21 protein-coding genes and 1 tRNA gene are annotated in these 23,700 nt (G+C 60.8%); 14 read left to right on the forward strand and 8 right to left on the reverse strand.

Annotated elements, in window-relative coordinates:
* Window positions 1–122 precede the first annotated feature (122 nt).
* From dusB to hflX, 8 genes are all read left to right on the forward strand, one after another.
* Complete coding sequence (gene dusB, locus LVY75_18470) at window positions 123–1,142, forward strand: tRNA dihydrouridine synthase DusB (GenBank protein ID XAZ25150.1); 1,020 nt, start codon at window positions 123–125, stop codon at window positions 1,140–1,142.
* On the forward strand, window positions 1,139–2,293 hold the full coding sequence (locus LVY75_18475; GenBank protein ID XAZ25151.1) for a nitrogen regulation protein NR(II): 1,155 nt from the start codon (window positions 1,139–1,141) through the stop codon (window positions 2,291–2,293). Before dusB ends, LVY75_18475 begins: the two co-directional genes overlap by 4 nt.
* A complete protein-coding gene (gene ntrC, locus LVY75_18480; protein XAZ25152.1) occupies window positions 2,290–3,741 on the forward strand; it encodes a nitrogen regulation protein NR(I) in 1,452 nt (483 codons plus the stop codon). The genes LVY75_18475 and ntrC overlap by 4 nt, the downstream gene beginning before the upstream one ends.
* Before the next feature lie 183 nt (window positions 3,742–3,924).
* Window positions 3,925–6,192 (forward strand): PAS domain-containing sensor histidine kinase, encoded by a 2,268-nt coding sequence (locus tag LVY75_18485; GenBank protein XAZ25153.1) that lies wholly within the window; start codon window positions 3,925–3,927, stop codon window positions 6,190–6,192.
* Window positions 6,182–7,546 (forward strand): sigma-54 dependent transcriptional regulator, encoded by a 1,365-nt coding sequence (locus LVY75_18490; GenBank protein XAZ25154.1) that lies wholly within the window; start codon window positions 6,182–6,184, stop codon window positions 7,544–7,546. The genes LVY75_18485 and LVY75_18490 overlap by 11 nt, the downstream gene beginning before the upstream one ends.
* 61 nt (window positions 7,547–7,607) lie before the next feature.
* Entirely contained in the window at window positions 7,608–8,471 is an 864-nt protein-coding gene (locus LVY75_18495; protein ID XAZ25155.1) for a D-amino-acid transaminase, read from the forward strand.
* Window positions 8,472–8,581: 110 nt separating this feature from the next.
* A complete protein-coding gene (hfq, locus tag LVY75_18500) occupies window positions 8,582–8,824 on the forward strand; it encodes an RNA chaperone Hfq (protein ID XAZ25752.1) in 243 nt (80 codons plus the stop codon).
* Between the two features lie 78 nt (window positions 8,825–8,902).
* Window positions 8,903–10,228, forward strand: a complete 1,326-nt coding sequence (gene hflX, locus LVY75_18505) for a GTPase HflX (GenBank protein ID XAZ25156.1) — start codon at window positions 8,903–8,905, stop codon at window positions 10,226–10,228.
* 18 nt (window positions 10,229–10,246) lie between these two features.
* Here the strand turns inward: hflX and mazG are convergent, their stop codons facing one another.
* The gene (gene mazG / locus LVY75_18510) at window positions 10,247–11,092 is read right to left on the reverse strand and encodes a nucleoside triphosphate pyrophosphohydrolase (protein XAZ25157.1); all 846 of its coding nucleotides are present in this window, start codon (window positions 11,090–11,092) and stop codon (window positions 10,247–10,249) included.
* Between the two features lie 6 nt (window positions 11,093–11,098).
* Window positions 11,099–11,686 (reverse strand): nucleoside deaminase, encoded by a 588-nt coding sequence (locus tag LVY75_18515; GenBank protein XAZ25158.1) that lies wholly within the window; start codon window positions 11,684–11,686, stop codon window positions 11,099–11,101.
* Between the two features lie 300 nt (window positions 11,687–11,986).
* Here LVY75_18515 and cysG point away from each other — a divergent pair, with 300 nt between their 5' ends.
* From cysG to LVY75_18540, 5 genes are read left to right on the forward strand one after another with little or no spacing between them, the layout of a single operon-like run.
* Window positions 11,987–13,423: a siroheme synthase CysG gene (gene cysG / locus LVY75_18520; GenBank protein XAZ25159.1), complete on the forward strand. Its 1,437-nt coding sequence runs from the start codon at window positions 11,987–11,989 to the stop codon at window positions 13,421–13,423.
* Between the two features lies 1 nt (window position 13,424).
* Window positions 13,425–13,739: a DUF2849 domain-containing protein gene (locus tag LVY75_18525; protein ID XAZ25160.1), complete on the forward strand. Its 315-nt coding sequence runs from the start codon at window positions 13,425–13,427 to the stop codon at window positions 13,737–13,739.
* Between the two features lie 8 nt (window positions 13,740–13,747).
* Complete coding sequence (locus tag LVY75_18530; protein XAZ25161.1) at window positions 13,748–15,418, forward strand: nitrite/sulfite reductase; 1,671 nt, start codon at window positions 13,748–13,750, stop codon at window positions 15,416–15,418.
* A 10-nt stretch (window positions 15,419–15,428) separates the two neighbouring features.
* Window positions 15,429–15,941 carry a DUF934 domain-containing protein gene (locus LVY75_18535; protein XAZ25753.1) on the forward strand — a complete coding sequence of 171 codons (513 nt, stop codon included), beginning with the start codon at window positions 15,429–15,431 and terminating at the stop codon, window positions 15,939–15,941.
* A gap of 41 nt (window positions 15,942–15,982) precedes the next feature.
* Window positions 15,983–17,194: a UbiH/UbiF family hydroxylase gene (locus LVY75_18540; protein XAZ25162.1), complete on the forward strand. Its 1,212-nt coding sequence runs from the start codon at window positions 15,983–15,985 to the stop codon at window positions 17,192–17,194.
* A gap of 31 nt (window positions 17,195–17,225) precedes the next feature.
* Here the strand turns inward: LVY75_18540 and LVY75_18545 are convergent, their stop codons facing one another.
* Entirely contained in the window at window positions 17,226–17,975 is a 750-nt protein-coding gene (locus tag LVY75_18545; protein ID XAZ25163.1) for a cytochrome c biogenesis CcdA family protein, read from the reverse strand.
* Between the two features lie 318 nt (window positions 17,976–18,293).
* Entirely contained in the window at window positions 18,294–19,229 is a 936-nt protein-coding gene (locus LVY75_18550) for a flagellin (protein XAZ25164.1), read from the reverse strand.
* A gap of 322 nt (window positions 19,230–19,551) precedes the next feature.
* Between LVY75_18550 and LVY75_18555 the strand changes: the two genes are divergently transcribed.
* A complete protein-coding gene (locus LVY75_18555) occupies window positions 19,552–19,731 on the forward strand; it encodes a hypothetical protein (protein ID XAZ25165.1) in 180 nt (59 codons plus the stop codon).
* A gap of 53 nt (window positions 19,732–19,784) precedes the next feature.
* On the opposite strand, the gene LVY75_18560 is transcribed toward LVY75_18555, so the two are convergent.
* From LVY75_18560 to LVY75_18575, 4 genes are all read right to left on the reverse strand, one after another.
* Window positions 19,785–20,054: a hypothetical protein gene (locus tag LVY75_18560; protein ID XAZ25166.1), complete on the reverse strand. Its 270-nt coding sequence runs from the start codon at window positions 20,052–20,054 to the stop codon at window positions 19,785–19,787.
* A 50-nt stretch (window positions 20,055–20,104) separates the two neighbouring features.
* Window positions 20,105–20,180: transfer RNA gene (locus LVY75_18565), tRNA-Lys, on the reverse strand.
* Window positions 20,181–20,393: 213 nt separating this feature from the next.
* The gene (locus LVY75_18570) at window positions 20,394–21,260 is read right to left on the reverse strand and encodes a DMT family transporter (protein XAZ25167.1); all 867 of its coding nucleotides are present in this window, start codon (window positions 21,258–21,260) and stop codon (window positions 20,394–20,396) included.
* Between the two features lie 10 nt (window positions 21,261–21,270).
* A complete protein-coding gene (locus LVY75_18575; GenBank protein ID XAZ25168.1) occupies window positions 21,271–23,667 on the reverse strand; it encodes a PIG-L family deacetylase in 2,397 nt (798 codons plus the stop codon).
* Between the last annotated feature and the right edge of the window lie 33 nt (window positions 23,668–23,700).

Genomic DNA, 23,700 nt, shown 5'->3' on the forward strand with positions numbered 1-23,700 from the left:
AATGGATGTCAGTTGCTCTATCGTCTTGCTTCGGCCTTTTCCAGCATTTGCCCAAAAAATATCAATTCGGGCTCGACCCTCTTGGCAAGCCGTAGATCTATGGCTAAAAATAATGCAGTTACATGGTGTGCCTGAAAGATAATCATTTGATTTCCAAGGACCTCGCAACGCCTTTTCGAATCGGACCGGTGTCCGTGCGGAACCGCGTTGTGCTTGCGCCGATGTCGGGTGTGACGGACATGCCGTTCCGAGAGCTCGCCTGGCGTTATGGCGCAGGCCTCGTCGTGACCGAAATGGTGGCGAGCCGGGAGCTGGTGAACGACACTGCCGAATCCTGGGCACGCCTTCGGGCCGCCGGTTTCCGTCCGCACATGGTGCAGCTCGCCGGTCGCGAGGCATACTGGATGGCCGAAGCCGCCAAGATCGCGGCCGATCATGGCGCCGACATCATCGACATCAATATGGGCTGCCCGGCCAAGAAGGTCATCGGCGGCTATTCCGGTTCGGCGCTGATGCGCGATCCGGATCATGCGCTTGAGCTTGTCGAGGCGACGGTCAGGGCTGTCGATATCCCGGTGACGCTGAAGATGCGTCTCGGCTGGGACGAGAATTCCATCAATGCGCCGCATATCGCGAAGCGCGCCGAAGAGGCGGGGGTGAAACTCATCACCATCCATGGCCGCACCCGCATGCAGTTTTACACGGGCAGGGCGGACTGGGATGCAATTCGCCCCGTACGCGATGTCATTTCCGTGCCCCTGATCGCTAATGGCGATGTCGAAACGGCTGAGGATGCGCAGGAGATCTTGCGTCGCTCGGGCGCCGATGCCGTGATGATCGGCCGCGGCAGCCAGGGCAGGCCGTGGCATGCCGGTGTCCTGGCAGGAGCCCGTGAACCCGAGCGCGAGGAGATTGCTGCAATTGCCATCGAGCACTATCGCATGATGCTGGAATTCTATGGCGAGGCAGTTGCCGTCAGGCACGCCCGCAAACATCTCGGCTGGTATCTGGAGCGCTTCGCGCCGGACCTTTCCGGCGAGGGAAAGGCTGCGATCATGACATCGCGCGATCCTGATGATGTGATCGCCCGTTTTGGCGATGCGATGGCGGCTGGTGCGGTAGAGCGGCGGGAGGCGGCATGAGCACGGACGGCACGACTTCCCCTGAAAATGCGGTCAACACCATGGCGATGGCAGTGCTGAACGCTATCCAGAACCCTGTCGTCATGGTCGATGAGGGCGGTTTCATCATCTTTGCCAACTGGGAGGCCGAAGCCTTCTTTGGTGCCAGTGCCGCGCATCTCTCCCGCTACCGCATTTCGACCTTCATTCCCTTCGGCAGCCCGCTCCTGGCCTTGATCGACCAGGTGCGCGAACGCAAGGCCCCGGTCAACGAGTACCGCGTGGATTTGAGCTCGCCGCGTCTCGGGCAGGACAAGCTTGTCGATCTCTACGTTGCGCCCGTCATTGCCGAGCCGGGCTCGGTCGTTGTCGTCTTCCAGGAGCGGTCGATGGCAGACAAGATCGATCGGCAGCTGACACATCGTGCGGCAGCCCGCTCGGTCACGGGTCTCGCCTCCATGCTTGCGCATGAGATCAAGAATCCGCTCTCCGGAATCCGCGGTGCTGCACAGCTTCTCGAACAGTCCGTGATCGACGACGACCGCGCGTTGACGCGGCTGATCTGCGACGAGACCGACCGCATCGTTTCGCTGGTCGATCGCATGGAAGTCTTTTCCGATGAGCGCCCGGTCGACCGCGTGCCGGTCAACATCCATTCCGTGCTTGATCACGTGAAGGCCGTTGCCAAGGCGGGCTTTGCCCGCAATATCCGCGTGACGGAGAATTACGACCCGTCGCTGCCGGCCGTCTACGCCAATCGCGATCAGCTGGTGCAGGTCTTCCTCAATCTGGTCAAGAACGCTGCCGAAGCCGTCGGCGATCGTCCGGATGGTGAAATCATCCTGACGACCGCCTATCGCCCGGGCATCCGCCTTTCGGTCGCCGGCACGCGCGAAAAAATCTCGCTGCCGCTGGAATTCTGCGTCATCGACAATGGTCCTGGCGTGCCGACGGACCTGCTGCCGCATCTTTTCGACCCCTTCATCACCACCAAGACGAATGGCAGCGGCCTGGGTCTCGCCCTCGTTGCCAAGATCATCGGCGATCATGGCGGCATCATCGAATGCGACAGCCAGAACAACCGCACGATTTTCCGCGTCCTCATGCCGGCCTCCAAGGATGCCTCGCTTGATGACGCCGCTATTGCAAGCTCGACAGGACCCAATAGATGACAGCCACGATCCTCGTTGCAGATGACGATGCGGCCATCCGCACGGTGCTCAATCAGGCCTTGAGCCGCGCCGGTTACGATGTGCGCATTACTTCCAATGCCGCGACGCTGTGGCGCTGGGTTTCAGCCGGCGAGGGCGATCTCGTCGTCACCGATGTCGTCATGCCCGATGAGAATGCCTTCGACCTTCTGCCCCGCATCAAGAAGGCGCGACCGGAGCTGCCCGTTCTCGTCATGAGCGCGCAAAATACGTTCATGACGGCGATCAAGGCATCGGAAAAAGGCGCCTATGACTACCTGCCGAAGCCGTTCGACCTGACGGAGCTGATCGGCATCATCGGCCGGGCGCTCGCCGAGCCGAAGAAGAAGCCGGCCAAGCTCGACGAAGACATGCAGGACGGCATGCCGCTCGTCGGTCGTTCCGCGGCCATGCAGGAAATCTACCGTGTTCTCGCCCGCCTGATGCAGACGGATCTGACGCTGATGATCACCGGCGAGTCCGGTACCGGCAAGGAGCTCGTGGCGCGCGCGCTGCACGATTACGGCAAGCGTCGCAACGGCCCCTTCGTCGCCATCAACATGGCCGCCATCCCGCGCGATCTCATCGAATCCGAGCTCTTCGGCCATGAGAAAGGTGCCTTCACCGGTGCGCAGACCCGCTCCACCGGTCGTTTCGAACAGGCCGAAGGTGGCACGCTGTTCCTCGATGAAATCGGCGACATGCCGATGGATGCCCAGACGCGTCTTCTGCGCGTGCTGCAGCAGGGCGAATATACGACCGTCGGCGGCCGCACGCCGATCCGCACCGATGTGCGCATTGTGGCTGCCACCAACAAGGATCTGAAGCAGGCGATCAATCAGGGTCTGTTCCGCGAAGACCTCTATTATCGCCTCAATGTCGTGCCGCTGCGCCTGCCGCCGCTGCGCGATCGTGCCGAAGATATCCCGGATCTCGTCCGTCATTTCGTCCAGCAGGCCGAAAAGGAAGGTCTCGGCTCCAAGCGCTTCGATCAGGAGGCGCTGGAGCTGATGAAGGCCTATGCCTGGCCCGGCAACGTGCGCGAACTGGAAAACCTGATCCGCCGCCTGATGGCGCTTTATCCACAGGATGTCATCACCCGCGAAATCATCGACGCCGAGCTTCGCTCCGATGTCCCCGATAGCCCGATCGACAAGGGCCCGATCCGCAGCGGCACGATGACGATTGCTCAGGCCGTCGAAGAGAATATGCGCACCTATTTCGCCAGTTTCGGCGAAAACCTGCCGCCGCCGGGCCTTTACGATCGCATATTAACGGAAATGGAATATCCGTTGATACTTGCGGCATTGACGGCCACCCGCGGCAACCAGATCAAAGCCGCCGATTTGCTGGGCCTGAACCGCAATACGCTGCGCAAAAAGATCCGCGAACTCGGCGTTTCCGTCTACAGAAGCTCCCGTACCGCCTGACCTTCGACCTTGACATTGTGGCAAAGTGCGTTGCATTTTCGCCACAATGCGTTGCTTAAAGGTCACGCATCGGGTTTGGACATTCGCCCACGATCGAGTCGTTTGGACGCCGGTTTTTTGAAACCGGCGTTGGTTTGGCTTTCTCGTTGGGCGCGGCGGCGCTGCCGACCGAAGAGAGGCTGGATGGACGAAGAAGGGGTATCGCCGGAAACGGTGAACGAGGCGGTGACAACGGTGACCGACCGCCGCGCCCTGTTTGCCGTACCCGGCCTTGTGCTTGCCGGCGGCGCGCTGGTCTGCGCGACCGTCACGCTCTTCGTGCTGCTCGGCGTGACGCCGATTGCGCCGACCTCGCACGTCGTTATCGGCTCTGTCGTCATCAATTCGTTTTTTGTCCTCGGCCTGATCGCATTGATCGGTCGTGAAGTCGCGCGGCTTTTCAAGGCCCGTACACGCGGCCGTGCGGCTGCCCGCCTGCATATCCGTATCGTCGTGCTTTTCTCGATCGTCGCGATCACGCCGGCGATCCTGGTGGCGATCTTTGCCAGTATCACGCTGAATGCCGGCCTTGACCGGTGGTTTGCGCTCAGAACCCAGGCGATCGTCAGCTCGTCTCGCAACATCGGCCAGGCCTATATGCTGGAAAATGCCAGCTATCTGCAGGGTCAGACGGTTTCGATGGCAAATGATCTCGAGCGTAACCGCGCGCTCTACAGCCTCGACAAGACCGGCTTCGCCGACCTGATGACGCGCCAGGCAAGGGGCCGCGGCCTGCTCGGCGCCTTCCTCGTCGAGCGCGATGGCTCGGTCAATGTCCAGGCCGACATCACGACCGAAAAACCGCTGCCCGCGATACCGCAGGATGCGTTGGAAAAGGCGGCCGCCGGCCAGCCGACGCTGATCCCGCCGGGCGTGACCAATCTTGTCGGCGCCATAATCAGGCTCGAATCGATCCCCGGAACCTTCCTCTATACGGTGCGTGCCGTGGACCCCAAGGTCATGAATGCCATGCGCATGATGGAGGAGAACGCCACCGAATACCGTTCGATGGAAGCCGGCCGGGTCTCGCTGCAGATCGCCTTTGCGGTTCTCTACATCGGCTTCGCTCTGATCGTGCTGCTTGCTGCGATCTGGACCGCGATTGCAGTCGCCGACCGTATCGTGCGGCCGATCCGCCTGCTGATTACCGCTGCCGATAGCGTCGCATCGGGTAACATGGATATTGTCGTGCCTGTTCACGCCGTCGATGGCGACGTCGCCAGCCTGTCGCGCACCTTCAACAAGATGATCTCGGAAATCCGCACGCAGCGGGACGAAATCCTCGAGGCGAAGGATGAAGTGGACGATCGCCGCCGCTTCATCGAGGCCGTTCTGTCGGGTGTGACGGCTGCTGTGATCGGTGTCGAGCAGGACCGGCGCATCACCATCGTCAACAGTTCTGCCGAAACGCTGATGGCGCTGCAGGCCGACGAGTTGCTTGGCAAGCAGCTGTCGGAGGTCGCGCCGGAAGTGGATCAGGTGCTGACGGAAGCCGCCGCACGCTATCGCGGCGATTTCCGCAAGCAGATCGCGCTGGTGCGCGGCGGCACGGTGCGTACGCTCAGCGTCCAGGTGACGCGCGAGGAAGTGCGTGATCTGAGTGAATCCTACGTCATCACCCTCGACGACATCACCGACCTCGTCATCGCCCAGCGCTCCACCGCATGGGGTGATGTCGCCCGCCGCATTGCTCACGAGATCAAGAACCCGCTGACGCCGATCCAGCTATCGGCCGAGCGTATCCAGCGTCGTTACGGCAAGCAGATCGACGAAAATGATCGCGCAGTCTTCGACCAGTGCACGGATACGATCATCCGCCAGGTCGGCGATATCGGCCGCATGGTCGACGAGTTCTCGGCCTTTGCCCGCATGCCGAAGCCGACCAAGGAGCCGAGCGATCTGCGCTCCATCCTCCACGACGCGATTTTCCTGCGTGAGATGGGCAACAACCATATCGCCTTCCTGCAGGAACTTGGCGAGGAGCGGCTCGAAGGCATGTTCGATAGCCGCATGCTGGGGCAGGCTTTCGGCAATCTGATCAAGAACGCGGTGGAAGCGATCGAAGCCGTGCCGAGCGAGGAGCGCGAGGAGCGCAAGATCCTGGTGCGCACGTCGCTCGACGAAGCGCGCGACCGCTTCACGGTCGATATCATCGACAACGGACGTGGCCTGCCGGTCGAAAACCGCCATAGCATTCTGGAGCCCTACATGACGATGCGCGAAAAGGGCACCGGTCTCGGCCTGGCCATCGTCAAGAAGATCATCGAAGAACATGGCGGGCAGCTCGAACTGCATGATGCGCCCGCAGATTTTGACCAGGGAAGAGGAGCCATGATCCGCGTGCATCTGCCACGCCGCGATGTGGCCACAGCCCCGGCAGCCAGTGACAAGGAAAGCGTTTATGGCCTCTGATATTCTCGTCGTCGACGATGAACACGACATTCGCGAGATCGTTGCCGGCATCCTGTCGGATGAAGGGCACGAAACCCGCATGGCGCATGATAGCGATAGCGCCCTGGCGGCGATTTCCGATCGCGTGCCGCGCCTGGTCTTTCTCGACATCTGGATGCAGGGCAGCAAGCTCGACGGCCTCTCGCTGCTGGACGAGATCAGGACCCGCCATCCCGAGCTTCCCGTGGTGATGATATCAGGTCACGGCAACATCGAGACGGCTGTTTCCGCCATCAAGCGTGGCGCCTTCGATTTCATCGAAAAGCCCTTCAAGGCGGATCGCCTGATCCTGATCGCCGAACGGGCGTTGGAAAACTCCAAGCTGAAACGCGAAAATATCGAGCTCAAGCGCCGCGCCGGCGATGCGCTGGAGCTGATCGGCACCTCGGTCGCCGTTTCGCAGCTGCGCCAGACGATCGAAAAGGTCGCCCCCACCAACAGCCGCATCATGATCTTCGGCGCATCCGGCTCCGGCAAGGAGCTGGTGGCGCGCATGATCCACAAGAAGTCGACGCGCGCCAACGGCCCCTTTGTGGCGCTCAATGCCGCCAACATCACGCCCGACCGCATGGAAGTTGCACTGTTCGGCACCGAGGGCGCGCCAGGGCAGGCGCGCAAGATCGGTGCACTGGAAGAGGCTCATCGCGGCATCCTCTATCTCGATGAAGTCGGCGAAATGCCGCGCGAGACGCAGAACAAGATCCTGCGCGTGCTGGTCGATCAGCAGTTCGAACGTGTCGGTGGTTCCAAGCGCGTCAAGGTCGATGTGCGCATCATCTCCTCGACCGCCTACAATCTGGAAAGCCGCATCGCCGAGGGCTGGTTCCGCGAAGATCTCTATCATCGCCTCGCCGTCGTCCCGGTGCGCGTGCCACAGCTGTCCGAACGCCGAGAAGATATTCCCTTCCTCGTCGACCAACTGATGCGCCAGATTTCCGAACAGGCGGGTATCCGGCCACGCCGCATCGGCGATGACGCCATGGCGGTGCTGCAGGCCCATGACTGGCCGGGCAATATCCGTCAGCTCCGCAATAATATCGAGCGGTTGATGATTCTTGCCCGCACGGACGGTCCGGATGCGCCGATCACTGCAGACATGCTGCCGACCGATCTGGGCGACATGCTGCCGAAGGTCTCGGCCAAGAACGACTACCACATCATGACGCTGCCGCTGCGCGAAGCTCGCGAGATGTTCGAGAAGGATTATCTGATCGCCCAGATCAACCGCTTCGGCGGCAACATCTCGCGCACGGCCGAATTCGTCGGCATGGAGCGCTCGGCGCTACATCGCAAGCTGAAGTCGCTCGGCGTCTGATGTTTTTCCGGCGCGGGCTCGTGTTCGCGTCGGTTCCCTCCTTTGCCTGAAGCAGGTTTCAATGCCAAGAATTGCCTATGTGAATGGACGCTACGTCCCGCATTCCGATGCCATGGTGCATGTGGAGGATCGTGGCTATCAGTTTGCCGATGGTGTCTATGAAGTCTGCGAGGTCCGTCACGGGCTGATCGTCGACCTGACCCGGCATCTGAACCGTCTCGACCGTTCGCTGGGGGAATTGCGCATCGCCTGGCCGATGAGCCGTGCAGCGCTGACGCACGTGATTCGCGAGACGCTGCGCCGCAATCACGTCCGCAACGGTCTCTTCTATTTGCAGGTGACGCGTGGCGTCGCCCGCCGTGACCATGTCTTCCCGGCAGCCGGCACCCCGCCCTCGATCGTCGTGACCGCCAAGAGCACGGATCCATCCGTCATCGCCAGGAAGAATGCCACTGGCATCAAGGCGATCACCGTTCCGGACAATCGCTGGGACCGAGTCGACATCAAGTCGGTTGGGCTATTGTCGAACGCGCTTGCGCGCCAGCAGGCCAAGGAAGCCGGTGCCCAGGAAGCGATCTATATCGATGCCGAGGGCATGGTGAAAGAAGGGGCTGCAACCAATGTCTGGATCGTCGATGCCGACGGTACGCTGGTAACGCGGCCTGCCGACCATGGTATCCTGCGGGGTGTCACGCGTACGACTCTCATCGATGTCGCAGCCAAATTGGGGGTCAAGATCGTCGAGCGGAAGTTCTCCGTTTCGGAGATGATGGCAGCCCGCGAGGTCTTCATCACCGCCGCCACAAGCATTTGTTTTCCGGTCGTTTCCGTTGATGGACAGGCCATTGCGAATGGTCATCCCGGAAGCCTTTCGCAGAATATTCGGGAAGCCTTTTTCGACGTTGCGGAAAAGATTACGATTTGATACCAAGATTTGCTGGGCAGGAGGAATGAGGGTGCCACCTGCCTTGCTGGAGAGGTTGATTGATATTCTACCGGCTTGATCAGGCCGGCAATAAAGAAAGAAGCGGCGCGATGGCGGAACGTTCTCAGAATCTGCAGGACTTATTTCTCAATACTGTACGCAAGCAAAAGATTTCCCTGACAATCTTTCTGATTAACGGCGTAAAACTCACAGGCGTTGTCACGTCTTTCGACAATTTCTGTGTTCTTCTCCGTCGTGACGGACATTCGCAGCTCGTGTATAAGCACGCGATCTCGACAATCATGCCTGGTCAGCCAATGCAGATGTTCGAGAGCGAAGAAGCAGCGTCCTAACCAAGGCCGGCCGTCATTTCGACACGCGATACAAAAAACGATTCCATCATCCCTGAAGCTGCCAAGCACAGGGATGATATGCGCGCGACCGTCGTTGTGCCGGTGCTGAAATCGCGCTCGCGCGGCGGGCAGAGCGAATCGGCATCGACCCGCACGCCGGAAAGCCGTCTCGACGAGGCGACCGGCCTGGCGCAGGCGATCGATCTCGACGTCGTCAATGGCTCGATCGTCCCGGTCAACGATCCGCGCCCGGCTACGCTTCTCGGAACGGGCAAGATCGAGGAAATCAAACACCTTCTGGACGAGCGTAATTCCGGTCTTGTGATCGTCGATCACCCGTTGACGCCGGTGCAGCAGCGGAATCTGGAAAAGGAATGGAACGCCAAGGTCATCGACCGGACGGGCCTGATCCTCGAAATCTTCGGCCGCCGTGCCTCGACCAAGGAAGGCACGCTGCAGGTCGACCTTGCGCATCTGAACTATCAGAAGGGCCGCCTGGTCCGAAGCTGGACCCACCTTGAACGCCAGCGTGGCGGTGGCGGCTTCATGGGCGGTCCGGGTGAAACCCAGATCGAAGCCGACCGGCGTCTGCTGCAGGATCGCATCATCAAGCTCGAACGCGAGCTGGAACAGGTCGTCCGCACGCGCCAGCTTCATCGCGCCAAGCGCAGGAAGGTGCCGCATCCGATCGTGGCGCTCGTCGGTTACACCAACGCCGGCAAGTCGACGCTGTTCAACCGCATTACCGGAGCAGGGGTCCTCGCTGAAGACATGCTCTTCGCCACGCTCGACCCGACACTGCGCCGCATGAAGTTGCCGCATGGCCGCACCGTCATCCTGTCCGATACAGTCGGCTTCATCTCCGACCTGCCGACCCATCTGGTCGCCGCCTTCCGCGCCACGCTGGAAGAGGTGCTGGAAGCCGATCTCATCCTCCATGTGCGCGATATGTCTGACGTCGACAGTCAGGCCCAGAGCGCTGACGTGCTGCGCATCCTGAATGACCTCGGTATCGACGAGGCTGAAGGCGAACGCCGCATTCTCGAGGTCTGGAACAAAATCGACCGGCTCGAACCCGAAGCCCATGACGCCATGGTGCAGAAGTCCTCCGGCATGAAGAATGTCATTGCCGTTTCCGCCATCAGCGGCGAGGGCGTGGACGGGCTTATGGATGAAATCAGCCGCCGTCTATCCGGCGTCATGACGGAAACGACTGTCACTTTGCCTGTCGACAGGCTGGCGCTGTTGCCCTGGCTCTACGACCATGCCGTCGTCGACAGCCGCGAGGACAACGAGGACGGTTCCGTGACGCTGGACCTCCGCCTGTCCGAGACGGAGGCCGCCGAACTCGAGCGCCGCATCGGCAATGGTGCGAAGCCCGCCAAGGAAGACTGGGAGCGATAATCCCATCTGGGCGAAGTTTCACTCCGCCTCGGCTACGACAGCCCGCTCGATTGCCTTGGCCGCCTGCCAGATCTCTTCCATCCGCTCCAGGCTGGCCGCTTCCAGGCTCTCGCCTTCTGCATCAAGAACCGTCTCTATGTGATTGAATCGGCGCCTGAACTTTGTGTTCGTTCCGCGCAGTGCTTGTTCCGGATCGGCCTTCACATGCCGACCGATATTGACGACAGCGAAGATCAGGTCGCCGAGTTCGTCGCTGACCTTTGACTTGTCGCCGTCGCGCAGTGCAACACGCAGTTCATCGACTTCCTCCTCGATCTTGTCGAGGATCGGTTCGGGCGCTGACCAATCGAAGCCGACCTTGGCCGCACGTTCTTGTAGCTTCAGCGCTTCTGTCAGCGCCGGAAAGCTGCGTTGCACCGAGCCGAGGAAGCCGGCCTTGAAATCTTCTGTCATGCCGCGCCGCGCCCTACGCTCGGTGCGCTCGCGCTTCTCTGCCTGCTTGATCTCGTCCCACTGTTTCTTCACGGCGTCGGGCGTGTCGGCATCCGAACGGGCAAACACATGCGGATGGCGGCGGATCATCTTGCGGGTGATGGCTTCCACCACATCGCCGAAGGAGAACTCTCCGGCTTCCTCGGCCATGCGCGCATGAAAGACCACCTGCAGCAGCAGGTCGCCGAGTTCATCGCAGAGGTCGTCCATGTCCTTGCGCTCGATCGCGTCGGCAACTTCATAGGCTTCTTCGAGCGTATAGGGTTTGATGCTCTCGAAATCCTGCTGGACGTCCCACGGGCAGCCGGTCTCGGGATTGCGAAGTGCCGCCATGATTTCGATCAGGCGCGAAATGTCTTTCGAAGGTTCCATGGTCTCTCAGTTCAGCGGAATGTCGTTGGCACTCTTGGTGGCCTGATAGGTGTTGGAAAGGGCGTCATAGCGGGACTTGATCCGTGCGGTCTGCCGCTTGAGGTCGGCTTTTTGCTGTTCATCCTCGGTCTCGACGAGATCGGCGATCGCAAAGCTGTTCCAGAAGGCGTTTTGCCGCCGGTAGCCGCCGGGTTCAAGGCCGAAGACCTCCTTCAGGATTTTCAGGTCATGCGGGATCGCGAAGCTGTCGCGCGAATCCTCGTGGCTGAAGAAATAGTAGAAATTATCGAAGCCGGCCCACGTGATCGCCGACATGCACATGGTGCAGGGTTCATGAGTGGAGAGAAAGACCAGGTCCTTCGTCGCGGGTTTGTCGTTGAGCTCGTAGAAGCGCTTCAGCGTGTGCACTTCGCCGTGCCAGAGCGGGTTTTCGAGCTCGTTATTGGTTTCGGCGACAATGAGCGAAAGATCGGATTTGCGCAGGATAGCTGCCCCGAAGACCTTGTTGCCGGTGGCGACACCAAGTTCCGTCATCGGAAGGATATTCTCTTCCATGACCTGCAGCAGGCGGGAGGCGATTGTCTTTTCCGGCATGAAATTCTCCTGTTCGTGTTATCCTACCGTCCATCGGAATGAAGCGGAATGCGCAACTGTTTCGCGGGCGACTTTGCCACAGGCTTTATTGGTGTCGCTTCCCGTGCCGCCCCGCAGTCCGCAGCGAAAAACCTAATCGACACGCTCAGAATATGTGGCTTTTGCGCCGCACGGGTGAGTTTTCTCAAATCATTGATCAACCGGGTAAAAGAATACGTGACTGGCCGGCCTTTGGAATTCTGTTTCTTCATTCGCTTGTCCAGAGAATGCATATTCGGGCAACTTCGAAGTGGATTGAGAATGCCTCCCAGGACTGAACAGCTTTCGGTATTTCCCGCCTTCTTTCGCGTGGAAGGCCGGGTTGCCGCCGTTTTCGGCAATGGCGACGAAGCATTCGCCAAGGTTCGCCTGCTGTTGAATACGCAGGCGCGCATTGTTGCGCATACTGATCGCCCTGAAGCCGATTTCCACGCTTTTCTGATTGCCAACCGCATCGATACCGTCCGCGAAGCCTTTACGTCTGACCAGGTCGATGGTGCCGTCCTGGTGTTCGCGGCAACTGGCGACGCGGAACAGGATCGCCGTATCGTCGATGCCGCTCGCGCGGCCAAGATCCCGGCCAATGCCGTCGACCAGCCGGATTATTGCGATTTCTTCACTCCGGCTCTCGTCAATCGCGCGCCTGTTGCAGTCGCGATCGGCACCGAAGGGGCAGGGCCGGTGCTCGCCCAGATGATCCGCGCCCAGATCGATCAGCTCCTGTCACCCTCGCTCGGGCGTCTGGCGGCTCTGGCGACGAACTATCGCAAGACGGTTGAGCATCTCGTTCCACGCGGCGTTTCCCGTCGCATCTTTTGGCGTCGCTTCTTCTCCGGCCCTGTCGCCGATGCTGTCGCCAACGGTAACATCCCGCAAGCTCGCCGCGCCGCCAACGGTCTGCTGCGTTCGCTGGATCACGTCGAAGGTCATGTCTGGCTCGTCGGCGCCGGTCCGGGCGCCGAGGATCTCCTGACCTTGCGTGCGCAGCGCGTGATGATGGAAGCCGATGTCATCGTCTATGACGCGCTCGTACCGCAGGCGATCGTCGATATGGGGCGCCGTGATGCAGAGCGTCTTTCTGTCGGCAAGCGCAAGGGCTGCCATTCGAAGTCTCAGGAAGAGATCAACGATCTCTTGGTCGATCTCGGTCGCCAGGGCAAACGCGTCGTACGCCTGAAGAGCGGCGATCCGCTAGTCTATGGCCGGGCAGGCGAAGAGATGGCCGCCCTGCGTGCCGCCGGCATCTCCTATGAGATCGTGCCTGGCATCACCTCGGCATTTGCCGCCGCCGCTGATTTCGAGCTGCCATTGACGCTTCGCGGCGTCGCCTCTTCGCTGGTTTTCACGACCGGACATGATCTGACGGGTGACGTGCTCCCGGACTGGGCAAGCCTCGCCGTATCGGGCGCCACGATCGCCGTCTATATGGGCCGCACGGTTGCAGCTTCCGTTGCCGAGAGGCTGATGCAGGCAGGCATTCCCGCCGAAACCACGGTTGCCGTCATCGAGAATGCCAGCCGTGCCGATCGCCGGCTGCTTCATGGCATTTTGCGCGATCTTCCCGACCTGCAGCATCGTGACGAATTGACTGGCCCGGTCATGGTCATTATCGGCGATGCTGTCGCAGGCGCCAATTTCGAACTGTCCGAACCTCTGGTGCGTGAACGCGCCCGGTTCGATGAACTTGCAAGGAGCTGACATGGTAGACAAGGTTCTGACCGCCAACCGCCTGGGCGACGGCATCGCCGTCTGGCTGAACGCCAACGGCGAGTGGGTGACCTCGTTGCAGGAGGCACTCGTTGCCCGCCATGCCGAAGCCGTCGCTGCCCTTGAGGAGATCGGCAAGAAATCCTACGCCGACAACAAGGTCGTCGACGTTGCCGTCGTCGACGTCCAGGAGACCAACGGCCAGCTCTGGCCGCTGCGCCTGCGTGAACGTATCCGCGCCCAGGGCCCGACCATGGAATATGCGCCCGGCTACAAGCCGGCCGATCCCGAATTCATTGCAGTCTGAGGAAGACGATGTACCGTTACGACGAATTTGACCACGCCTTTGTCGCCGAGCGCGTCGAGCAGTTTCGCGATCAGGTCCAGCGCCGCCTTTCGGGCGAACTGGCCGAGGACGCATTCAAGCCGCTGCGCCTGATGAACGGCGTTTACCTGCAGCTTCATGCCTACATGCTGCGTATTGCCATTCCCTACGGCACGCTGAGCTCGCGCCAGATGCGCATGCTCGCACATATCGCCCGCACCTATGACCGCGGCTACGGCCATTTCACCACGCGCCAGAACCTGCAGTTCAACTGGCCGAAGCTGTCGGACATGCCGGACGTTCTTGCCGAGCTCGCAACGGTCGAGATGCACGCCATGCAGACGTCGGGCAACTGCATCCGCAACGTGACGGCCGACCACTTCGCCGGTGCCGCCGCCGATGAAGTCGCCGATCCGCGCCCCTATGCCGAAATCCTGCGCCAGTGGTCATCAGTCCATCCGGAATTCTCCTTCCTGCCGCGCAAGTTCAAGATTGCGGTAACAGGCGCCGAGCGCGACCGCGCGGCCATCCAGGTCCACGATATCGGCCTGCATCTGAAAAAGAACGACAAGGGCGAGATCGGCTTCGCCGTCTACGTCGGTGGCGGGCAGGGCCGCACGCCGATGGTCGCCAAGCTGATCCGCGATTTCCTGCCGGAAGAGGACCTGCTGTCCTACACGACCGCCGTCATGCGCGTGTATAACCTGCATGGTCGCCGCGACAACAAGTACAAGGCCCGCATCAAGATCCTCGTCCATGAGACCGGCGCCGAAGAACTCGCCCGTCAGGTCGAGGTCGAATTCGCCCAGTTGAAGGATAGCGAGCTGAAGCTGCCGGAACGGGACGTTCAAGCCATCACCGCCTATTTCGCGCCGCCGGCCCTGCCGCAGCGTGCCGAAGGCTGGGAAAACCTCGCCCGCTGGAAGAAGGCCGATCCGGCTTTTGCCCGCTGGGTGCAGCAGAATGTCCAGCCGCACAAGAACCCCGATTACGGCATGGTGACGATCTCGTTGAAGCCGATCGGCGGAATCCCGGGCGACGCCTCCGACTCGCAGATGGATGCCATTGCCGGTATCGCCGAGGAATATGCCTTCGACGAAATCCGCGTCAGCCATGAGCAGAACCTCATCCTGCCACATGTGGCGCTCGCTGATCTCGAAGCCGTCTATCGTGGCCTCTTTGCGATTGATCTCGCCGAAGCCAATGCCGGCCTGATCACCGATATCATTGCCTGTCCGGGGCTGGACTATTGCGCACTTGCAAATGCGCGCTCCATTCCGGTTGCGCAGGAAATTTCCCGCCGCTTCGGCGATCCGGCCCGTCAGGCCGAGATCGGTGAGCTGAAGATCAAGATCTCCGGCTGCATCAACGCCTGCGGCCACCACCATGTCGGCCATATCGGTCTTCTGGGTGTTGAAAAGAAGGGTGCCGAACTCTACCAGATCACGCTTGGCGGTTCGGGCGACGAGCATACCTCGATCGGCGAAATCATCGGCCGCGGCTTCGAGCCGGACAAGGTGACGGATGCCATAGAGACGATCGTCGACACCTATCTCGGCCTTCGCCTCGATCCCTCGGAAATCTTCCTAGCGGCCTATCGCCGCGTCGGTCCGCAGCCTTTCAAGGATGCGCTCTACGGTTCGGCTCAGGAAGCGGCATAAGGAGGGGATGATGACGAAGATCTGGAGAGAAACCGGTTTTGTCGAGAACGACCCGTGGGTGATCGAAACCGACGAGGTCAAGGCATCAGGCGACCAGAAGCCGCTGCTGACGCTCGACGAACTGATCGCCAAGGCGGATGAAAGCAACGATGTTGGCCTCGGCGTGGTTATCAAGCCGGCTGACGACGTGCTGAAGCTTGAGCCTTATCTGTATCGCCTGGAGATCGTGGCTGTGGCATTTCCGGCCTTCAACGATGGCCGCGCTTTCAGCCATGCGTCGCTTCTTCGCCAGCGCCTCGGTTACACCAACGAGCTGCGTGCGGTCGGCGATGTGCTGATCGACCAGGTGCCGCTGATGCTGCGCGTCGGCATCGACAGTTTCGCGGTCACCAACGAGACGGCGATCCGCCGCCTGTCGGAAAAGCGCCTGCCGTCCATTCCGCATCATTATCAGCCGGCGGTGCGTGACGCCGAAGCCGGCAAGGGCTATAGTTGGCGCCGTCAGGCAAAGCCGGCCGCCTGAGGCTGCCGGTTCTGCCATCTTCTTGATGACGGAACGATAGCATGAGCAAATTCGAAGTGGCGGTGATCGGCGGCGGTCTCGCCGGCATGATCGCCGCAGTCGCCCTGGCGCGCGGCGGTCGCAATGTGGCGCTGGTCGCTCCTCCCGCTCCCAAGGAGGACCGCCGTACCACGGCACTGATGGACCAGTCGATTCGCTTCCTGGATCGGCTGACACTCTGGGAGAAGCTTCGTCCGGCAGCCGCACCTCTTAGCAGCATGCGCATCATCGACGGCACAAACCGCCTGCTGCGTGCTCCGACCACGACGTTCCGCTCTGCCGAAGTAGGGCTCGACGCCTTTGGCTACAACTTCCCGAACAAGGCGCTGATGGATGTGCTCGAAACCGCGATTGCGGCGGAAGGCAACATTACCCGTTTCACCAGCATGGCCGAGACGATCGGCGTTGCTCCTGAAGCCGTGACGGTCACGCTCGCGGACGGCGAAGAGATCGTAGCCGAATTCGCCGTCGGCGCCGATGGCCGCAAGTCGAAGCTCAGGGAAACGGTCGGCATCGACGTCCGCACCTGGTCCTATCCGCAATCGGCCATGGTGCTGAATTTCGCCCATACGCTGCCGCACCAGAATATCTCCACGGAATTCCACACCGAGCACGGCCCCTTCACGCAGGTGCCGCTGCCGGGCAATCGCTCCAGCCTCGTCTGGGTGCAGAACCCCTCCGATGCCGCCGCCCGCATCGAGCTGTCGCTGGCCGAGCTTGGCAATGTCGTGGAGGAGCGCATGCAATCCATACTCGGCAAGGTCACTGTCGAGGAAGGCGCGCAGATCTGGCCTCTGTCAGGCATGATGGCGCATCGTTTCGGCAAGGGCCGCGTAGCACTGGTCGGCGAGGCAGCACATGTCTTCCCGCCGATCGGCGCGCAGGGCCTCAATCTCAGCCTTCGTGATATCATGGCGCTGAGCGATCTCCTCTCTGCTCGCGCGGAATTGCCCGTCGCCGCCGACGCCGGCAGCAGCTTCGACCGCAAGCGTCGTGCCGACATCATGACGCGCACCGCAAGCGTCGATCTCCTCAATCGTTCGCTTCTTTCCGATTTCCTGCCGGTGCAGGTGCTGCGCGCCGCAGGACTGCATGTCCTGTCGGCCATCCCGCCCTTGCGCAATATCGTGATGCGCGAAGGCATCGAGCCGGGGCGCGGCTTCCGCGATATCCCGGATGCGATCAAGGAACGATTGAAGCGGAAGAAAGCCTGAATTCCATTGCAATCGGCCAGAGCGTCTTTGCTCAGCCGATTTGCATCAGGATCGGAAAGCTCTGTTGAAACCAGATCGCCACGTTGCTGACCCAGCCGAGCAGAAAGGCGAGGCCGGTCAGCACGAGGAAGACGCCCATGATCTTCTCCACCGTGCCAAGGTGCCGGCGGAAGCGCGACAGGAAGCGCATGAAGGCGCCTGAAAAGCCGGCGGCAATCCAGAAGGGCACGGCAAGGCCGAGCGAATAGACGGCGAGCAAACCCGCACCTGAGCCAACCGTTTCGCGCGACGCCGCAACCCCAAGGATCGCCCCGAGCACCGGCCCGATGCACGGCGTCCAGCCGAAGGCGAAGGCAAGGCCCATGATATAGGCGCCTGTCAGGGTCGCCGGCTTGCCATTGCCCTGAAAGCGGGCCTCGCGCGCCAGAAGGCCGATTCGGAAAAGCCCCAGAAAATTCAATCCCATGACGATGATGATCAGGCCGCCGATCTTGGCGAGCAGGTCGAGGTGCTGGCGCAGCACCATGCCGATCGTCGATGCACCGGCGCCAAGCGCCACGAAGACGGTCGCAAAGCCGAGGGTGAAGAAAAGCGCCGAGAAAAGCACGCCGCGCCGCACGTCCGGCCCGGCAGCAACCGCGCCGCCGCCACGGAACTGCTCGACCGAAATGCCCGCCATATAACAAAGGTAGGGTGGAACGAGCGGAAGCACGCAAGGCGACAGGAAGGAAAGCGCTCCGGCAAGCAGCGCGCTCCAAAGGGAAATATCGGCAATCGACACGCATTCTCTCCGGCGGCAGTCTGAGCGATGTTCCTAGCGCCGTGGCGGGGCGATTGCCAATCACCTTTTTGCGCGGACATAGCAGGCCGGATCTCCAGATTGCCGCAGGCCATGCGGGATGCTCCATTTATCCCAACATGAGACAAGGCGCGTGGATATTAACCGCGCGCAAACCATCATTGGCTCTCTGAGTAGATCGACTCAGACGTGACTGGTGGTATTGCCCGGCATTTGCAGGCACCCCACTGCAAATGCCGGGAGGTCCGGTCTGCGTCCATACGAGGCTGGCGCCGGACCTTCCGCGTGCTCTCCTGCCTGTTAACGGCGGAACAGGATCAGTATGTTCTGCGTCGATGCATTTGCGATCGATAGCGCCTGAATGGCGAGCTGCTGTTGCGTTTGAAGCGCCGCAAGCCTGGTTGCCTCTTCTTCCATATTGGCATCGACGAGGCGGCCAATGCCGGACTGGATCGAATCGCGGAGATCGCTGACGAAGTTCTGCTGCATGTCGATTCGTTTCTGCATCGAACCGAGCTTGGAAGCGGCATCCGTCATCTTGCCGATCGTCAGGTCCACGCCCTGGAGCGCTACCTGCAGATCGCCAAGGCTCATGTTGGTGACGTCGATTGAAAAAATCGAGGGCATGGTGATCGAAACGCCGCCATACGAACCGACGATGGATGAACCAAGCAGGCCGGACGATGTGTCGATCATGCCACTTGTATTGAGGCCAAAAAGGACGTTCCCGCTCGTGGAGCTGTCGAGAGCGTAATCGGTCGTCTTGACGCTCACACCATTGCTTGCATCGCGAACGAAGGAAGAGATGACATTCTTCGTGCTGTTGCCGCCGACAAGCCAGTTTTCGCCGGCAAAGGAGGCAGACTGGGCAATGCTGAGGAGCTGGGATTGAAGCTGGCTGATTTCGTCCTGGATCTTGGCCTTGTCCACACCCTTTTCGGTTGCGGCGACGATCTTGGCCTTGATCTCGTCGACAACGCTGATGGCGCTGTCCATTGCGGCATAGGCTGTATCGAGTTTGGCAGCGCCGAGACCCAGCGCATCCTGAACGGCGGAAAGCGCCTTGTCATCGGAACGCATTGTCGTGGCGATCGACCAGTAGGCCGGATTATCGGAGGCCTTGTTGATACGATAGCCGGTCGCCAGGCGTTGCTGCGTTTCAGCCAGTTGCTTGTTGATGCTGCGCAACGTTTTTAGCGCTGCCATTGCCGAAGTGTTCGTCAGGATACTGGTCATCGTCTCGTCACCAAAGAAGAGGAAGGCCTATCCGGCATCCTGCCGATCGACGGTACCCAGCATCATGCTCCGACTCGCAAAGGCGTCGGGCCGTTCGTACGTCTGTTAGACGCCATGATGGCTAATACATTGCTAATAACGTAAAGCTAGAAGTTGCAATGCCGAGGCGGCCGCGATTGGAGGGCCGTGCGATTCCGAATAGGGATAGCCACGCGAATCAGTCAGGTGGAAATGGGCTGTAAGCCTTTTCCGGCATAAGGCCATTCCGTTGTTGTGACCGCGTGATAGATTATCGCGAGAGAATCCAAGAGGAGAAATATTGATGAGCAGGTTTCGGGCATTTGTGGCAGTTGGCGCGCTGATTGGCATTTCCGTGCTGACGGCATGCGCGACGCCCCCGAATTCTTATGGCTCCGCCTCCGGCTACGTGCCTGGAGATTCGATGAACCTTGCCTGCCGGGACGGTTTCAGGCCGAATGATGGACGCTCCTGCAGCTATTGAGAGTGAGTGAGTCGGGGCGTCAAGCTGCCGGGATTGTGCCTGGCAGTATCCCGTCAATGCAGCTGCGGTTCATCCTCATCGAGAAAGCTCTGCACGCCATCGCGTTCTGCGGTGGCCAGGAATTCTTCCCAAGCATCCAGATCTGTCGCGAACTTGTCTTCCCAGGTCGTCACGACTTCCGTCTGTGAGATGACCTCGAGCGTCCAATCGCCATTGGTGCCAGCCGGCCGATATATGTCGACCAGCACGGTCACTCCGCCGTCTTCGAATTCGCCGGAGAAGTCGGAATGCTCGAGTTTGGGTTCTTTGGGTGTTTTCGGCATTTGACTTCCAGCACCCTCACGCGGCGTACAGTTGGGAAACAAAAGGACTATGGTGAGAGCGTCGGGGTTCGAACCCGAGACCTACTGATTAAAAGTCAGTTGCTCTACCGGCTGAGCTACGCTCTCCCTTTCCGCGAGTGCGAAGCACCCCGGCTGGAAGTGCGCGGAACATATGCAGGCGACCTATCGCGGTCAACCGAAAAAATCTCCTTGTGGACGCATTGCGCACATTTCTTGATGCTTGCCATCGTCGGAGGGCGGTATTGCAGCGTCGAGACATTCGAGCATTTTCTGCCGGCGCCCCGATTGGTGTGGACGATCGATCGACCGAGCGGGACGCTACCGCCGCCGTCGTTCCATAAAAGCGACTGCCTGCAAGGTTGCGATGATGACGGCAATGCCGATGAATGTGCGGAGATCGGGCACTTCATCGAAGAAGATGTAGCCGCTGGCCGTCGCAAAGACGATCGACAGATAACCGAAAGGCGCAAGCAGGCTGGCGCTCGCAATCTGATAGGCTCGGAGGAAACAGAATTGCCCGACCTGTGCCAGAAGCCCGATTCCGAGCAGGGCAGGCCAGTCTTCGCCGCGCACGGGCTGCCAGACGAAGAGTGCGGGAATGAAGGTGATGAGGGTCAGGCCCGCCGTATAGAAGACCATCATGACGGTCGTGTTCTCATAATGCAGCATCCGTGTCTGGATCGTCGCCAGTGCCCCGAAGATGATCGACAACAGCACCGCGATCAGCCCGAGATTCCAGGCGAACGTATCCGGCGCCAGCATGATGAGCACGCCGACAAAGGCAAATACTGCGCCGACCCACCGCCAGCGGCTGACCTTTTCGCCAAGCATGACGACTGCCATCAGCATGGAGACGAGCGGCCGCGTGAAGCCGAGCGCATTGACGAGCAACAGCGGCAGCATGGTGAGCGCCACGAAATTGCTTGTCAGCGCGACGGCATTGCAGCTGATGCGCATGATGTTTCGCAAAGGATCTCTGGAATTGGCAAGCTGCCGGCGATGCCGCCAGATCAACGGCAGAATAAGCACCAGTCCGATCAGTGCGCGAATGAAGACAAGCTGGATGGCCGGGTAGGATGCGCCCTGCATCTTTACCAGCACCGTCATGCCCGTCACCAGTGTCGTATCGGAAAGCAGCCAGAGAATGCCGAAACGGCTATCCCTGGCTGTGGCAAGGCCATCCATCTCGCGTGCCTCAGGCGGGCTGCACGAGATTGGCAATCAGCCGAAAGGCGCCAGATGTCAGCTTGTCGAGCTGGTGATGCAGCACAAGGCTCGTATGTGTATGCCGGCCCTTGCCGATCTCTGCTGATATCAAGGCACCCTTGAGCGGCTGCTCTTCAGGGTCATGCATGGCAAGCAGCGGCACATAGGCGTCGTCCCAGCGGGCAGCAAAATAGAGGCCGCGCTCCTTGTCCCAGCCATCCCAGTCTGCCGATGTGATTCTGTTCGGACCCCGCAGCAGCGGATGGTCAGGCTCCAGCACGGTCACCTCTGCCGTCGGATCGGTCACACGCCAGCGGACCGAGGGCGACCCGATGTCGATTCGTTTCGGTGGCGTCGCATCCGGCTGCCAGCCATCAACAGGGCGATGATAAAGCGTTAGCAGGTGGCCGCCCTCTTCGACGAAGCGATGCAGGCGGGCAGTCGCGGCCGCGAGATCCTTGCGGATGCCGAAGGCGAAGATGCCGACGACGATGGTCGTGAAGTGCGAAAGATCGCCTGACAAAGCCTGAGCATCGAGTTCGGTGACGTCGAGCCCCATGCGACCAAGCCACAGGCCGACGCGATCTGCGCCGCCGCCGACATAGCCGATTTTGGCGCCTTCAGGCAGTTTGAGGTCGAGGGCCAGAACCCGCAGCAGTTCCGGTTCGCGGAAGCTCGTATGGCCGATATGCGGATAGGCGATCGGCGAGATGCGCATGGCCGGTTGCCCGTCCACGAGCGGCGTGATGGTGACGAGGCCAGGTGTTATGACATCAGGAGCTGAAAGGGTGGTCGCGCCATCAGCCTGGCTGATTGTCCAGCCGGGCGGCGTGGAAAAGCCAACATGCCCCGCTGATAGAGCCTTGATCGTCAGCTTCCGCCCATCGCTTTCTACCGGAATGATGAAGGCATTGGGCTGAAGGGTCAGCGAGTGCCGTGGGGCGATAACGAGCGGCTCTTCGAGATCGACGGCCACTGTGACCGAACGGCCGCCGATCTGCGCCCTGATATCGACGGAAGCATTGCCATTGCCGCCGAGGCTCGACCATCCCGGCTGATACTGCCGGGTCAGCGGCGCGTCCGCTGTCGACGTCAGCTCATAGGCGATTCGCAGCGGGGAGGTTTCTTTGAGGCTTGCCGAAATGCCATCAGGCAATCTTGCATCGGCATTGACGACTGCAGCGCCGGCATTGCCGCTGAGATGAAGAGTGAGCGTGCCGATCGCGCCAGGCGAAAGCTCGGCCGGCTCGGCAACGGCGCGAACGAAGACCTGCTCGGCCTCGCAAAGGGCTGCATCGATTTCGACAAGCTTTCGCCGCAGGCGATGCTCGTGAGCACTGCGGAATGCCTCGGGTGCTTGTTCGAGCGCCTTTTCGATCTCACACGCCGCTTGCAGCAACGCGTTCACGATGGCGGATCGTTCCGGAAAACGTTCGATCGCCTTGCCGATCGCGCCATCCGCTCGCATCAGCGCATCGACGACACCCTGCGGCAAGTCCGTTTCGCGCGCGAGATCAGCCAGCCTCGAGGGAAGCGAATCGAGGATAGCGCTTTCTGCAACAGTTCCCTCGGCACTGAGCTTTAAGTGCAGTGGCCAACTATTGTGGCCGATATCACGCCAGCGGCCCATGCCCTGAGAGGCATGGTAGTAGCGCGACCACTCCCCGATATGACCGTAACTGACCCCGCTGATCGGCTCGAAACTCGCGACACTGAGCGCCAATGTCGTGGCCGGTGGCGGAACTTCGTCGTCATAGGTGTCGCCGCCGCCCGACCACGCAGGCAGGTAGAATTTTGCCACCTGCCACGGCGTCAGGCCATCTTCGAAATGTTCCGGAAAGGCGGCGGGATCGGCGGCAAGGCCGATGGCGGTCTCCGCCGCCCGCGTCATGGCACGATGGTGTCCATGCTGTCCCGGCACGTCGAGGAAGGTCGGCAGCACGATATCGGGACGTTCCTGGCGATAGGCACGGACCAGCCGCTCGACGATCCGCTTTTCGCCCCAGCGGTCGAAGGTCCGGTCGCCGTTTTTCGAGAAGCCGAAATCGTGGATTGGATCTTCGGGGCCGTGGCCGAGCCAATGGATATCGGCGTCGAGTTCCCGGGCTGCCTCTTCCATTTCCCGACTGCGCAGGATGCCGAGCGCGCCGAGCCGCTCCGGACCAAGTGCATTCTGTCCGCCTTCGCCGCGGGTCGAGCAGGCGACGACGACGCGCATGCCGAGGCCGAGACGCAGATAGGCGAGCAGGCCGTTATGCTCATCATCGGGATGGGCGCCGGTATTCATCATGGTGACGGTCGAGGTCAGGCGGGAGAGTGCCCGGTGCAGCCGCGTGAGCGAAAGGCTGCGCTTCTGTTTCTCAATACGATCTCGGTCGGTCAGCATGGTTCCTCCATTGGGGCAGACCGGCGGCGCATC

It is taken from the genome of Sinorhizobium sp. B11 (genome assembly GCA_039725955.1).
Taxonomy (GTDB): domain Bacteria; phylum Pseudomonadota; class Alphaproteobacteria; order Rhizobiales; family Rhizobiaceae; genus Rhizobium.